The sequence below is a fragment of the Jannaschia sp. L-14R genome (assembly GCF_056857695.1).
In genome coordinates this window covers 113,724-127,474 of sequence record NZ_JBSXNP010000007.1, presented here as the reverse complement: position 1 = coordinate 127,474, position 13,751 = coordinate 113,724, and the positions used below count along the sequence as shown (strand labels likewise).

Here is a 13,751-nt window from a genome sequence, read left to right as displayed (position 1 = left end):
TCAGACCAGCGTTGCGTCTGTCAGGGAACGCAGTTCAGCCTCGCTTACGCCATCGGCCAGTTCCACGATGCGCAAGCCACCGTCGACGACATCCAGAACGCCCAGGTTGGTGATGATGCGGTCGACCACCGCCTTGCCGGTCAGCGGCAGTGTGCATTCGCGCAGCACCTTCGACTGTCCGTGCTTGTTGGCATGGTCCATCACCACCACCACGCGGCCGACGCCTGCCACCAGATCCATCGCGCCACCCATCCCCTTGACCAGCTTGCCGGGGATCATCCAGTTCGCCAGATCGCCGTTCTCGGCTACCTCCATCGCGCCCAGGATCGCCATCGCGATCTTGCCGCCCCGGATCATCCCGAAGCTTTGCGCGCTGTCGAAATATGCGGTCTGCGGCAGTTCGGTAATGGTCTGCTTGCCCGCGTTGATCAGATCGGCGTCCTCTTCGCCATCGATCGGGAACGGACCCATGCCCAGCATGCCGTTTTCCGATTGCAGCGTCACCTCGATCCCGTCGGGGATGTAATTCGATACCAGTGTCGGAATCCCGATACCGAGATTGACGTACCAACCGTCCTGCAGTTCCTGCGCCGCCCGTGCGGCCATCTGGTTGCGGTCCCAACCCTTGATCGCGTCGGCCATCAGACAGGCTCCTTCTTGGCGCGCACGGTGCGCTGTTCGATACGTTTCTCGTGCTCGCCCTGCACGATCCGATGCACATAGATGCCCGGCAGGTGGATGCCGTCGGGGTCCAGCGATCCGGTCGGCACGATCTCCTCGACTTCCGCTACGCAGACCTTGCCGCACATCGCGGCGGGCGGGTTGAAGTTGCGCGCGGTCTTGCGGAACACCAGATTGCCCGTCGCATCCGCCTTCCAGGCCTTGACAATGGACAGGTCGGCAACGATCCCGCGCTCCAGGATATATGTCTCGCCGTCGAAATCCTTGTGGTCCTTGCCGTCCGCGATGACCGTGCCGACGCCGGTCTTGGTATAAAAGCCGGGTATGCCGCAGCCGCCCGACCGCATCCGTTCGGCCAAGGTGCCTTGCGGGTTGAACTCCAGCTCCAGCTCGCCGGACAGGTATTGGCGCATGAACTCGGCGTTCTCTCCGACATAGGAGGAGATCATCTTCTTCACCTGCCGCGTCTGCAACAGGATGCCGATGCCGAAATCGTCGACGCCCGCATTGTTGGATGCGAACGTCAGGTCCCTGGTCCCGGCCTCCTTGATCGCCTGCAACAGCAATTCCGGGATGCCGCACAACCCGAAGCCGCCGGCAGCAATGAACATCCCGTCCTGCAAAAGCCCGTCGAGTGCCTCGGCCGCCGATCCGAATACTTTCTTCATTGTCCCACCCTGCATGAAGCTGTCCTTGCAGAAGGGTTATCCGGTCGTCCCGAGGCTTTCAATCGCCGCGCGGCGCTTGTGTCGGGCAGGACAATACCGCGCTGCCCGATTGCGCAGCACGGTATTCCGAGATCAAGTGTAAGTCGCGTCTTACAGGCCCGGATAGATCGGGAACCGGTCGCACAGCGCCTGCACCTTGGTGCGAACCGCTTCTTCGACCTCCGCATTCCCATCCGGTCCATTCGCGGCCAATCCATCGACCACCTCGACGATCAGGTCGCCGATTTCGCGGAACTCATCAACGCCGAACCCGCGCGTGGTCCCCGCAGGTGACCCCAGACGAATGCCACTGGTAACGGTCGGCTTTTCATCGTCGAACGGAATGCCGTTCTTGTTACAGGTGATATGCGCGCGTCCCAGCGCGGCCTCGGTCGCATTGCCCTTGACGCCTTTGGGGCGCAGATCGACCAGCATCAGATGCGTGTCGGTGCCGCCGGTAACGATGTCGAGGCCGCCTTTCATCAGCTGATCGGCCAAGGCCTGCGCGTTCTCGATCACCTGGAGCTGATAGTCCTTAAAGCCCGGACGCAGCGCTTCACCGAAGGCCACGGCCTTGCCCGCAATGACATGCATCAGCGGGCCGCCCTGAATTCCGGGGAAGATCGCGGAATTGACCTTTTTCGCGATGGTTTCGTCGTCGGTCAGGATCATGCCGCCGCGCGGGCCGCGCAGGGTCTTGTGTGTCGTGGTGGTCGCGACATGGGCGTGCGGGAAGGGGCTGGGGTAGTGACCCGAGGCCACCAGACCCGCGAAATGCGCCATGTCCACCAGTAGGATGGCACCGACGCTGTCTGCAATCTCGCGCATCCGGGCAAAGTCGATGATGCGCGGAATGGCCGAGCCGCCTGCGATGATCATCTTCGGCTGATGCTCGGTCGCCAACTCCTGCACCTGATCGTAGTCCAGGGTCAGGTCCTGCTTGCGGACACCATATTGCACCGCGTTGAACCACTTGCCAGACTGGTTCGGCTTGGCGCCGTGGGTCAGGTGACCACCCGCATCAAGCGACATGCCCAGAATGGTGTCGCCGGGTTTCAACAAGGCGGTGAACACGCCCTGATTGGCCTGCGATCCTGAATTCGGCTGGACGTTGACGAAGTTGCAACCGAACAATTCCTTGGCTCGGTCGATGGCGAGATTTTCCGCGATATCCACATATTGGCAGCCGCCGTAGTAGCGGCGACCCGGATAGCCCTCGGCGTATTTGTTCGTCATGACGCTGCCCTGTGCTTCCATCACGGCGCGGCTGACGATGTTCTCGGATGCGATCAGTTCGATCTCGTCGCGTTGACGTCCGAGCTCCTGGCGAATGGCCTCGGCGATCTCCGGGTCGGTGTCGGCCAGAGTGGCGGTAAAGAAGGTCGGGTCGCGGTGGGGGGCGTTCATGGCACGGCTCCTTTGGGCAGGTTGCAGGCGTCATACGCCGCCTCGCGTCTGGTTTGAAGCCGCCAATGCGGCGCTTCGGGGGTTCCCCGCGACGCCGATGCGCGCCTTGCCTTTCCGATCCGCGCACGACAACCCTGTGCCGGAACCATCGGGGGCCTTAATGCCGCGCGCCAAGAATATCGCCTTTGTCGCTTCGGACACGTCCGAGGCGCAGTTCGCTTTGAAGCGGCTGACGGACCGTTATGGCCAGACGGATATAGCGGATGCTCAGGTCATCGTGGCGTTGGGGGGCGACGGGTTCATGCTGGAGACGTTGCATGCAACGATGGCAGTCGAAGCGCCCGTATATGGCATGAACCGGGGGACAGTCGGGTTCCTGATGAACGACTACCGCGAGACCGGCCTGACGGGTCGCCTGGCGCGGGCCGAGGAGGCGGTCATCAACCCGCTTCGGATGCAAGCCACTCGTTCCGATGGGGAAATTGTCGAGGCTTTGGCAATAAACGAGGTTTCGTTGCTGCGCGCAGGGCCGCAGGCAGCACGGCTCAGGATCACGGTCGACGACCGGGTGCGGATGGAAGAACTGGTCTGCGATGGCGCACTGGTCTCCACGCCGGCGGGATCGACGGCCTACAACTACTCCGCGCACGGTCCGATCCTGCCGATCGGGTCCGGCGTTCTGGCGCTGACGGCAATGTCGGCGTTCCGGCCAAGGCGTTGGCGCGGCGCGCTTTTACCACAGGAAGCCAGGGTCCGGTTCGACGTACTGACCCCCGATAAACGGCCGATGATGGCCGAGGCGGACGGGCATTCGGTGCGCGATGTCGTATCCGTCGAAGTCGCCAGCGAACCGGCGATCTGTCATCGCCTGCTGTTCGATCCGGGACACGGGCTGGAGGAACGGCTGCTGCGGGAACAGTTCACCTGACGCCGTTTGCCGGTCTGAATCCGACATATTACGACGGTGCATACGAAGGTATTACCACGGTATGACGGGCCTGGCGCCACGCTCCCGGCTTGCGAGGCCCATGTCGCGCGCCTAGAAGCCTTTCGACCTATCGAGAGAACCACATGCAGCGCACGCTCATCACTTCGGCCATTCCGTACATCAATGGCATCAAGCACCTCGGCAACCTGATCGGCTCGCAATTGCCCGCCGATCTGTATGCCCGCTATGCCCGCGCGCGGGGGCACGAGGTGATGTTCATCTGCGCCACCGACGAACATGGCACCCCGGCGGAGCTGGCGGCCAAGAAAGCAGGCAAGCCGGTTGCGGAATACTGCGCGGAGATGTGGCAGGTGCAGAAGGATCTGGCCGACGGCTTCCGCCTGTCGTTCGATCACTTCGGACGATCCAGCAGCCCGCAGAACCATAAGCTGACGCAGCATTTCGCGGGCAAGCTGGACGAAGCCGGTCTGATCGAGGAGCGGTCGTCGAAGCAGGTCTACTCCAATGCGGACGGGCGGTTTTTGCCGGACCGTTATGTCGAAGGGACCTGCCCGAATTGCGGATACGAGCGGGCGCGGGGGGACCAGTGCGAGAATTGCACCAAGCAGTTGGAACCGACCGACCTGATCGACCCGCGTTCGGCGATTTCGGGCAGCACCGATCTGGAGGTGCGGTCGACCAAGCACCTGTTCCTGAAGCAGTCGCAGTTGAAGGACCGGCTGGATGCATGGATCGACAGCCAGGACGGCTGGCCGGTGCTGACGACGTCGATCGCCAAGAAATGGCTGCACGACGGCGACGGGTTGCAGGACCGCGGCATCACCCGCGATCTGGACTGGGGCATTCCGGTGATGCGCGGCGATGAGCCCTGGCCCGGTATGGAGGGCAAGGTCTTCTATGTCTGGTTCGACGCGCCCATCGAATACATCGCCGGAACCGCCGAATGGGCGGATGCGACTGGCGGCGATTGGGAGCGCTGGTGGCGCAAGGATAAAGGTGCCGAAGACGTCCGCTATGTTCAGTTCATGGGCAAGGACAATGTGCCGTTCCACACGCTGGGCTTTCCGGCGACGTTGCTGGGGTCGGGCGAGCCCTGGAAGACGGTCGATTATCTGAAAGCGTTCAACTATCTGAATTACGACGGCGGACAGTTCAGCACGTCGCAAGGGCGCGGCGTGTTCATGGATCAGGCCCTGGAGATCCTGCCGTCGGATTACTGGCGCTGGTGGCTGCTGAGCCATGCGCCGGAAAATCAGGATACCGAATTCACCTGGGAGGCATTCCAGACCGACGTGAACAAGGACCTGGCCGACGTGCTGGGCAATTTCGTCAGCCGGGTCACCAAGTTCTGCCGCTCGAAGTTCGGCGAGGCGGTGCCGGGGGGTGGCGACTGGGGCGCGGCGGAGACGGCATTGATCGACACGCTGACGACGCGCATCCGCGCCTATGAGAGGCATATGGACGCCATCGAAATCCGCAAGGCGGCGGCGGAGTTGCGGGCGATCTGGGTCGCGGGGAACGAATACTTGCAGGAGGCCGCACCCTGGGCCACGTTCAAGACCGATCCTGAACAGGCGGCGGCCCAGATCCGATTGGCGCTGAACCTGATCCGGCTCTACGCCGTTTTGTCGCGCCCGTTCATTCCGGATGCGGCTGCGGCAATGCTGGCGGGTATGCAGACCGAGGACGATGCCTGGCCCGACGACGTGGATGCAGCGGTGCGCGTGCTGGCCCCCGGTCATGCGTTCACGGTGCCGGAAGTCCTGTTTGCCAAGATCGACGATGCGACCCGCCAAGGCTGGGCCGAGCGGTTCGCGGGGGGGCGACGCGAATGAAGCTGGGCTCCTTCGCTTATCTCGTGCCCGACTATGACAAGGGCCTGGCCTTCTTTGTCGACGGGCTTGGATTCAAACTGGTCGAGGATATCGATCAGGGACGTAAGCGCTGGGTCACGGTGCGCTGCGGTCCGATAAGCCTGGTCCTGGCACGCGCCGACACGGATGCGCAGGTCGCAGCCATCGGGCAGCAGTTCGGGGGCCGGGTCGGCCTGTTCCTGAAGACTACGAACTTTGCCCGCGATGCCAGGAAGATCGAGAAGGCAGGTGGCGTGTTCGAGGAAGCGGTGCGCAGCGAAAGCTATGGCAAGGTGGCCGTCTGGCGCGACCCGTTCGGCACGCGCTGGGACCTGATCGAGCCGACCTGAGATCGGGAAGGGAACCGGGGCCGCAACAAGAACGTTAAGGGAACTTCAACCAGAAGAGGTTCCCATGACCAGGACGACCGATACCCCGAAAACCGACGCCCCAGGCAACGCCGAGAAAGACCCGGACGACTGGACCACGGGTGACGAGGAGATGACCGGCGCACAGGCCAGCTATCTCAAGACGCTGTGCGAAGAGGCGGGCGAGACGTTTGACCCGGATATGACCAAGGCCGAGGCGTCGAAGCGGATCGATACCTTGCAGCAGAAAACTGGCAGGGGCGCCTGATCGGCTTTGGGCGTCAGGATTTTCAGCGGCCCCCCTTGAAGCGATTACGTCCGATCCCCAGATTTTTCTGTGTCGGATGCCTGAACAGGGTCCGGCATCAGCAGACCCGGTCCCTGTCCATCCCGGAGGGGGCCGTCCCGTATCGCTTGAAGCAAGGATGCATGACATGCGAACCCTAGATTTGACCCCCCTTTATCGCGCCACCGTCGGTTTCGACCGCATGGCCAATCAGCTGGACCGCGCGATGACCGCCGACACGGCGACGACCTATCCGCCCTACAACATCGAAAAGCTGGGCGAGAACGATTACCGGATTTCGATTGCCGTGGCCGGATTCGCCGAAGACGAGCTGTCGATCGAAGCGCGTGAAAACCAGCTTGTCGTGACTGCCCGCAAGGCCGAGAGCGAGACCAAGCCGACCTATCTGCACCGGGGCATCGCCACCCGTGCCTTCGAGAAGTCGTTCCAGCTTGCCGATCACGTGTCCGTCACGGGTGCCAGCCATGCCGATGGCATGCTGCATATAGATCTGGAGCGTCAGGTCCCCGAGGCCCTGAAGCCCCGCCGGATCGAGATCGCGTCGGGCGCGCCGAAGCGGCCCGCACTGGAAGGAACCTCCGAGACTGTCGAGGTCTGAACGTCCCCAAGACTGACCCTCGCAGATGAGGAGTGGCGCGCGTCCCCGGCAATGGGGGCGCGCGTTTTTGTCTGGCGGCCGTTTGCCCGGCCGGACAGGGCGAACCGGGCAGACGACGGGCAGGGTGGCCTGCGAGGTCTGGTCAAGGTTGGGACGCCATGGGTGCCGGAGCGTGCCGTCAGAACCACTGCCCCGGTTCCATCAGGCCCAGGTCGATCAACTGTTGTGCCTGCCAGTCGAAGCGTATCGAGCCATCCCAGCGGAATGCCTTGATTGCCGCGCGCGAACCGGGATTGGTAGCAAGCGCCTTGGCGGCGCGGAAGGACGCGACGCAGCCGGTCAGCGAATGATGCCACGGACAGGCGTAGGTGTTCATTTCCTCGTCCGACAGGCGGTGGTCGGGCAGCAGGCGCAGGCCCTTCCTGGCGCGGAACAGCGACACACGGTCAATGCGGCGACGTTCCCACGGGATATGTTCCTCGAACCGCCAGCGCAGGCCGCCGAAGAAGTCGAGCTGCCGGTCGACGGGGCCGTCCTCGCTCCAGCGGGCCAGTGCGAAATAGCCTGCCTCGTCCATCCAGGCATCGTTCGGATCGACACCGTTCTGACCCCGCTGCAGCGTGCCGGAATAGAGATCGACCACGAAGGTCAGCACGGCATCGCGGCGTTCTTCGGCGCAGAAGGCGAGGGCTTCGCCGATGCGGCGCGTTTCGGCAAACGGATGGTAGATGTATTCCGCGTTATGGACGTATCCGGTCCAGGCCCCGGCGGGTCGACCGGCGATCAGAGCGTTCACGCAGGTCGTGGCCATGTCGTCGGGGCGTCGGTCCAGGGTCAGGCGATGCACACCTTCGGGCAGGGCCGGAGGCACGGTGATGCCGGGGGGCACGGCCAGCACGATCTGCCGGAACCCGGCATCGGAATGATGCCGGACTGTGCTGGCGATTTCGCAGTCGTCCTCGCAGATCAGCATCAGGGCAGGACCCGTGCCGAGAGCACCGGCGCGGGCCGTCAGATCCTCGGTCGAGGTAAAGTCCATCCAGTGCGCCCGCCTGCCCGTTCGTCGCGCACCTTCCCGCAAAGTTACCGAGGCCGCAACGGGGCCGCGTTGCGGTAGCTGCGGGCCTGCGGTATTGGCGCAACTCGTACCCCCGCGGAGACCCCTGCCATGAGCGCGCCGAAGAAGCTGCACATCAAGACCTATGGCTGTCAGATGAACGTCTATGACAGCGAGCGCATGGCCGAGGCGATGGGGCCGGAAGGATATGAGGTGACGGACCGGCCCGAGGAGGCCGATCTGATCCTGTTGAATACCTGCCATATCCGCGAGAAGGCCGCCGAGAAGGTCTATTCCGACCTTGGCCGCTTGCGACCGCTGCGGGAGGCCAATCCGAACCTCAAGATCGGGGTCGCGGGATGTGTTGCGCAGGCCGAGGGCGCGGAGATCATGGCCCGCCAACCGCTGGTCGATCTGATCGTCGGTCCGCAGACCTATCACCGGCTGCCGGCGATGATGCGCAAGGTCGATGCGGGTGAGAAGGCGCTGGATACGGAGATGCCGGAGGAGGACAAGTTCGACCTTCTGCCGAAACTGCGCAGTGCCGCGCGGCCGACCGCGTTTCTGACTGTGCAGGAAGGCTGCGACAAGTTCTGCGCGTTTTGCGTCGTGCCCTATACACGCGGCGCCGAGGTCAGCCGCCCGGTCGAGCGTCTGTTGGGCGAGGCGCGCGATCTGGTGGCGCGCGGTGTGCGGGAAATCACCCTGCTGGGGCAGAACGTGAATGGCTATCACGGGGTCGGGCCGGATGGCCGAACCTGGTCGCTGGCCGATCTGATCTGGGCGCTGGAAGGGATCGAAGGGTTGGCGCGTATTCGGTTCACGACGTCGCATCCCAACGACATGAGCGATGATCTGATCGCGGCGCACGGGCGTTGCGCCAAGCTGATGCCTTATCTGCACCTGCCAGTGCAGTCGGGGAGCGACCGGATTCTGAAGGCGATGAACCGCAAGCATACGGCGGCGGAATACCTGGCGATCCTTGAGCGGCTGCGGGCGGTACGGCCCGATCTGGCGATGTCGGGCGATTTCATCGTCGGCTTTCCGGGCGAGACCGAAGCGGATTTCGAGGCGACGATGGATCTGGTGCGGCAGGTGCATTATGCAGCGGCCTATTCCTTCCGGTATTCGGCGCGCCCCGGCACGCCCGCCGCAGAGAAAGAAGACGTTCCGCAGGACATCGCGGTCGAACGTCTGCATCGTCTGCAGACGCTGATCACGCAGCAGCAACACGAGACGCAGAACGCGATGGTCGGGCGCGAAACGGAGGTCCTGTTCGAGAAGGCAGGGCGCAATCCCGGTCAGTTGATCGGCAAATCCGAGTATTTACAGGCAGTTCACGCCGATGCGCCCGATACCTTGCTGGGTCAGGTCGCGCGGGTCCGCATCGTCGAGGCCAAGACCAATTCGCTGGCCGGTATCCTGATCTGACGGGTGCGGGCCGTTGATGTGCCCGCACCCGGACGCAGAGACCCGGTTCAGCGACGGGGCGGATTGGAGGCGAGGATTTCGCGCATCTTGTCGCCCAGCCCTTCGGGATTATTGACCAGACGTTCATCGCGGCAGACCGACGTGGCGATCGACTGAGAGTCGGACGGGTTGTAGCCCGCAGCCCGCAGATCATCGACGAAGACACCGTTGGGCCGGTCCCAGATGACTTCATCGCTGAAGAAGCGCTGGCAGCTGACGCGCACCTTAAGGGGTTGCACCTGCTGGGTCGCGTGGCGGACTTTGTAGCCGTGGCCCTGATGCGCGAAGGCAGCCGATGCCGGTAGCATCACGGCAACGGTAAGCGCGGCAGTTAGAATTTTCATGACGTTATCCTGTGAAGGTTATGGCAGACACATGCGTCGGCCCGATCCCCCCGGATCACGAGTTACCCCGCGCGAAAGACCGTCGCATATCGGTCAGAGTAGCGCTCTCGAAGGGGTTTGACATCTATTATGGCGCATTTTGCTCGCTCCGGAGACGAAAGGCCGGGATAGCCGGAATTGTCCCGAGAAAAGCGGAGGTGGGGACGAAAAAATTGGGGTTCGGCCCTAATAAGCCGCAATATGTAGTAATGGGGCTTTGCAGGCGCGCCGCATTTGATAGTCTGCGAGACAGCGGCTGCCACCGTCCGTTCTGTCTTTCGCAATCGTGACGTCGGATTCGTGGGGGTGAGTCGCGCGATATTGTGACGGAACGATATGGGAGGCTCGGTGTGGCTCGGGACGGAACGAAGACATTCAGGATGGCGATGGCCTTTCTGAGTATGGCTGCGCTGCAGGTCGCAGCAGCCCCCGCGATGGCGCAGAATATCGGTGATGTCGGCGCGGATTCGCGTGGCAACATCTATACTTTCGTACGCGACCGGACCGGGCGCGGCGTCTGGATGAAGGGGCGCACGATTCCCGAGCCGACGACCGAGCGGCGCATTCAGGCCGAACGCTACACGCCCACGATCTGGACTGACCCCGACGGATGCGAACATTGGGTCATGGACGACGGTGTCGAAGGCTTCATGACGCCGCATGTGACAGAGCTTGGTGTTCCCGTATGCAATCAACCGCCAAAGACGCACCGGGGGAAACACTGACATGAGCATTCTTCGTATCGCCGCCGCAGGTGCGGTGTTCGTCACGCTGTCCGCATGCGAATCGGACAACACCGGCGACAAGACCATCGACCGCGGGTTGATCGGTCGTTCGTCCCTGCAGGACCTTTCGCCCGGTATCTGGGTCGACCCGCGCGGCTGTGAACATTGGCTGATAGACGACGGCGTGGAAGGATATCTTTCGGCCCGTTACGACCCGCGCACCGGACGTCAGGTCTGCGGACGCAACACGGCTCCGCCGGAATATGTGACCGGTCCGTTCCGTGGCGGACAGGACGTCAGCGACGGAATTTGACTGTTGTTTTCGGGTGCCAATGATGGGGTCGCTGCGGAAACGTCGCGGCCCTGTTACATTCGGGGTTGAAATCGCGCTCATGCCACCGACGTTCCCTTGCGGCTCCATCGTGTTCGGGGCACCCTTTTGCGATCGCCGCTGTTGATACTCCCTAGAAGGATGCGTGCTTGGCCACTCTGCTTGCCCCCGAAGACAAAATCGCCGTCCAGCTGGACTTCCCCGACAATCGCCTGATGATCGACCTGGTCGGTCCCGGCGGTGCCCATCTCTCTCAGATCGAACAATTAATGGGCGTGCAAATCGTCCATCGCGGCAATGCGCTTGCCGTGCACGGTGAAGCTGCCCCCGAGGCGGAACGGGTGCTCAATGCGCTCTACTCCCGGCTCGAATCGGGCAAACAGGTCGATATGGGCGCGATCGACGGTCTGATCCGTCTGCGCGCCGAGGAAGAGAACGATGGCGCGCGTCAGGGCGATCAGACCGAGATGTTCGCCGGTCCCAAACTGGAAATCCGCACCCGCAAGAAGACGATGGAGCCGCGGACCGAGGCGCAGAAAGCCTATACCCGCAACCTTCTGGAGAACGAACTGACCTTCGGGATCGGCCCCGCGGGAACGGGCAAGACCTATATCGCGGTCGCGGTCGCGGTGTCGAAATTCATCACCGGCGAAGTCGACCGGATCATCCTGACACGGCCCGCCGTCGAGGCGGGCGAAAAGCTGGGCTTCCTGCCCGGCACACAGGACGAGAAGGTCGATCCCTACATGCAGCCGCTGTATGATGCGCTGAATGATTTTCTGCCCGGCAAGCAGTTGCAGAAACTGCGCGAGGACAAGCGGGTCGAAATCGCGCCGCTGGCCTTCATGCGGGGGCGCACGCTGTCGAATGCCTTCGTCATTCTGGACGAGGCGCAGAACGCGACGACCATGCAGATGAAGATGTTCCTGACGCGTCTGGGGCAGGGGTCGCGCATGGCGATCACCGGCGACCGGTCGCAGGTCGATCTGCCACGCGGTGTTCAGTCGGGTCTGCGCGATGCGGAGGCTATTCTGGAAGGGGTGGAGGGGATCAGTTTCAATTACTTCACCGCCACCGATGTCGTGCGTCACCAGTTGGTCGCCAAGATCATCACCGCCTACGAGGCTGATGATGCGCGCCGCGAAGCCGAGCGCGCCGCGCCGCGTGATTACGCGCGATGAGCTTTGATTATGCCGCGCAGAAAGCCGCTACGGAGGCGCTCTGGGCGGAGATGTCGGCGCAGCACGACCTGCCGCATCAGGGCCAGTTGGACCTGCATTTCCGGGCTGGTGACGGTGCGGATGCGACAGAATTCATGGGCTGGCTGGAAGACGCGGGATACGATGTCGAACATTACGAGGCCGACCCCGAGGATGAAGATGACCCGGAAGAGGCAATCGAAGTGCAGACCGGTGTCATGCCACTGACGCCCGAGACGATCCATGCCGAGGAGCGTCGCTGCACCGAGGCGGCGCTGCGTTTCGGGTTCACACCCGATGGCTGGGGATTTATCGGGGCATGATCGCCGACGTGATCGTCGAAGACGCGCGCTGGATCGATCTGGAGCGTCTGGCGCAGATTGCCATTCCCGCAGCACTGCGCGGATCGGACCTGACCGGCGATTTCGAGGTCGCGGTCATGGGCTGCGACGATACGCGCATCGCCGCGTTGAACGCGGACTTTCGCGGCAAGCCCGTGCCGACCAACGTGCTGAGCTGGCCGTCCGGGGACCGCATGCCCGGCAAGGTGCCGGATGATCCGGAGTTGGGCGATATCGCAATCGCCTTCGATACTTGCAGGCAAGAAGCTGCCGAGCAGGACAAGACATTCGAAGCCCATGTCATTCATCTGCTGGTCCATGCCACGCTGCATCTTCTGGGGCACGATCACCAGACCGATGCGGAGGCGGCGCGCATGGAAGCGCTCGAAGTTAAAATCCTTGCCGGATTGGGTTTCCCCGATCCCTATGCGTCTGGTAGGGAATGATACGACATGCGCGAAGCGATGTTTCGCATCAACAGGAAGGGGCCACCGGGTCCGATGGACAACGACGGATCGTCTAGCGCCGCGCCGGGCGCGCAGGACGAAAATACAGCAAGCGACGGGCATATCGGTGCACGTCCGGGATTCATGGCGCGTGTTTTCGGCGGTTTGATGCCCGATCCACAGTTGCGAACCGATAACGTGGCGACAGCGCGTCCGATGCCTGGCCTTTTGAACCTTCGGCTGAAGCGGCTGGACGATGTGCTGATCCCGCGCGCCGAGGTGGTGGCCGTGCAGGTCGATATCTCGCTGCCGGATCTGGTTGCCAAATTCCGCCAGTCCGGGATGACGCGCCTGCCGGTGTTCGAGAATACGCTCGACGAGCCGCTGGGCATGATCCATTTGAAAGATCTGGCGCTGAACCATGGATTCAACGGTGATCGCGACAAGACGTTCGACATGCGCCCCCTGCTGCGCAAGCTGATCTATGCGCCGCCGTCGATGCCCATTGGCGTGCTGCTGACCAAGATGCAGACGCAGCGCATCCATATGGCGCTGGTGATCGACGAATATGGCGGCGTCGACGGTCTGGTGACGCTGGAGGACCTGATCGAACAGGTCATCGGCGAGATCGAGGACGAGCACGATCAGGAGGAAGGCAAGTTCTGGCGGCAGGAGAAGACCGGCTGCTATCTGGCGCTGGCCCGCACGCCCATCGACGATTTTCAGGACGAGATCGGTTTTCGGCTGGTTGACTCCGAGGATGAAGAAGAGGTCGATACGCTGGGCGGGCTGGTGTTCATGCTGGCCGGGCGTGTGCCCGAACGCGGCGAGGTCATTCCCCATCCGTCGGGCGCCGAGATCGAGGTAGTCGACGCCGACCCCCGCCGGATCAAGCGTCTGCGCCTTCGTATGCCGCAAGCCGCCTGAGA

The 13,751-nt window shown here is 62.9% G+C and carries 16 protein-coding genes and 1 pseudogene; 12 read left to right on the top strand and 5 right to left on the bottom strand.

Annotated elements, in window-relative coordinates; all coding sequences use genetic code 11:
* The 3 genes from AC13C2_RS02285 to glyA all read right to left on the bottom strand — a co-directional run bounded on the left by AC13C2_RS02285 (position 1) and on the right by glyA (position 2,795).
* A complete protein-coding gene (locus AC13C2_RS02285; RefSeq protein ID WP_092760775.1) occupies positions 1 to 642 on the bottom strand; it encodes a 3-oxoacid CoA-transferase subunit B in 642 nt (213 codons plus the stop codon).
* Complete coding sequence (locus AC13C2_RS02280) at positions 642 to 1,349, bottom strand: CoA transferase subunit A (protein ID WP_092761281.1); 708 nt, start codon at positions 1,347 to 1,349, stop codon at positions 642 to 644. Before AC13C2_RS02280 ends, AC13C2_RS02285 begins: the two co-directional genes overlap by 1 nt.
* Before the next feature lie 150 nt (positions 1,350 to 1,499).
* Positions 1,500 to 2,795, bottom strand: a complete 1,296-nt coding sequence (glyA, locus tag AC13C2_RS02275; protein ID WP_092760777.1) for a serine hydroxymethyltransferase — start codon at positions 2,793 to 2,795, stop codon at positions 1,500 to 1,502.
* A gap of 160 nt (positions 2,796 to 2,955) precedes the next feature.
* Between glyA and AC13C2_RS02270 the strand changes: the two genes are divergently transcribed.
* The 5 genes from AC13C2_RS02270 to AC13C2_RS02250 all read left to right on the top strand — a co-directional run bounded on the left by AC13C2_RS02270 (position 2,956) and on the right by AC13C2_RS02250 (position 6,870).
* Positions 2,956 to 3,723, top strand: coding sequence for an NAD kinase (locus AC13C2_RS02270; protein ID WP_092760779.1), 768 nt, complete (start codon positions 2,956 to 2,958; stop codon positions 3,721 to 3,723).
* Positions 3,724 to 3,866: 143 nt separating this feature from the next.
* The gene (gene metG, locus AC13C2_RS02265; protein ID WP_474522306.1) at positions 3,867 to 5,579 is read left to right on the top strand and encodes a methionine--tRNA ligase; all 1,713 of its coding nucleotides are present in this window, start codon (positions 3,867 to 3,869) and stop codon (positions 5,577 to 5,579) included.
* The gene (locus AC13C2_RS02260; RefSeq protein WP_424337661.1) at positions 5,576 to 5,947 is read left to right on the top strand and encodes a VOC family protein; all 372 of its coding nucleotides are present in this window, start codon (positions 5,576 to 5,578) and stop codon (positions 5,945 to 5,947) included. The genes metG and AC13C2_RS02260 overlap by 4 nt, the downstream gene beginning before the upstream one ends.
* A 64-nt stretch (positions 5,948 to 6,011) precedes the next feature.
* The gene (locus AC13C2_RS02255) at positions 6,012 to 6,233 is read left to right on the top strand and encodes a DUF3072 domain-containing protein (RefSeq protein ID WP_424337662.1); all 222 of its coding nucleotides are present in this window, start codon (positions 6,012 to 6,014) and stop codon (positions 6,231 to 6,233) included.
* Between the two features lie 166 nt (positions 6,234 to 6,399).
* Positions 6,400 to 6,870, top strand: coding sequence for an Hsp20 family protein (locus tag AC13C2_RS02250; protein ID WP_482885807.1), 471 nt, complete (start codon positions 6,400 to 6,402; stop codon positions 6,868 to 6,870).
* A gap of 178 nt (positions 6,871 to 7,048) precedes the next feature.
* Here AC13C2_RS02250 and AC13C2_RS02245 read toward each other — a convergent pair whose 3' ends face one another.
* Complete coding sequence (locus AC13C2_RS02245; protein WP_482885806.1) at positions 7,049 to 7,909, bottom strand: hypothetical protein; 861 nt, start codon at positions 7,907 to 7,909, stop codon at positions 7,049 to 7,051.
* A gap of 129 nt (positions 7,910 to 8,038) precedes the next feature.
* Here AC13C2_RS02245 and miaB point away from each other — a divergent pair, with 129 nt between their 5' ends.
* Entirely contained in the window at positions 8,039 to 9,358 is a 1,320-nt protein-coding gene (gene miaB / locus AC13C2_RS02240; RefSeq protein ID WP_482885805.1) for a tRNA (N6-isopentenyl adenosine(37)-C2)-methylthiotransferase MiaB, read from the top strand.
* 47 nt (positions 9,359 to 9,405) lie between these two features.
* Here the strand turns inward: miaB and AC13C2_RS02235 are convergent, their stop codons facing one another.
* Positions 9,406 to 9,741, bottom strand: coding sequence for a hypothetical protein (locus AC13C2_RS02235; protein ID WP_482885804.1), 336 nt, complete (start codon positions 9,739 to 9,741; stop codon positions 9,406 to 9,408).
* Between the two features lie 605 nt (positions 9,742 to 10,346).
* Here AC13C2_RS02235 and AC13C2_RS02230 point away from each other — a divergent pair.
* From AC13C2_RS02230 to AC13C2_RS02205, 6 genes and pseudogenes are all read left to right on the top strand, one after another.
* Positions 10,347 to 10,475 (top strand): annotated as a pseudogene (locus tag AC13C2_RS02230) (OmpA family protein); the annotation flags it as partial.
* Positions 10,476 to 10,506: 31 nt separating this feature from the next.
* Entirely contained in the window at positions 10,507 to 10,818 is a 312-nt protein-coding gene (locus AC13C2_RS02225) for a hypothetical protein (RefSeq protein WP_092760795.1), read from the top strand.
* 233 nt (positions 10,819 to 11,051) lie between these two features.
* Positions 11,052 to 12,017, top strand: a complete 966-nt coding sequence (locus tag AC13C2_RS02220) for a PhoH family protein (RefSeq protein ID WP_092761283.1) — start codon at positions 11,052 to 11,054, stop codon at positions 12,015 to 12,017.
* The gene (locus tag AC13C2_RS02215) at positions 12,014 to 12,358 is read left to right on the top strand and encodes a ribonuclease E inhibitor RraB (protein ID WP_092760797.1); all 345 of its coding nucleotides are present in this window, start codon (positions 12,014 to 12,016) and stop codon (positions 12,356 to 12,358) included. The genes AC13C2_RS02220 and AC13C2_RS02215 overlap by 4 nt, the downstream gene beginning before the upstream one ends.
* Positions 12,355 to 12,822 (top strand): rRNA maturation RNase YbeY, encoded by a 468-nt coding sequence (gene ybeY, locus AC13C2_RS02210; RefSeq protein ID WP_482885803.1) that lies wholly within the window; start codon positions 12,355 to 12,357, stop codon positions 12,820 to 12,822. The genes AC13C2_RS02215 and ybeY overlap by 4 nt, the downstream gene beginning before the upstream one ends.
* Before the next feature lie 6 nt (positions 12,823 to 12,828).
* Positions 12,829 to 13,749 carry a hemolysin family protein gene (locus tag AC13C2_RS02205; protein WP_245737511.1) on the top strand — a complete coding sequence of 307 codons (921 nt, stop codon included), beginning with the start codon at positions 12,829 to 12,831 and terminating at the stop codon, positions 13,747 to 13,749.
* Positions 13,750 to 13,751 lie beyond the last annotated feature (2 nt).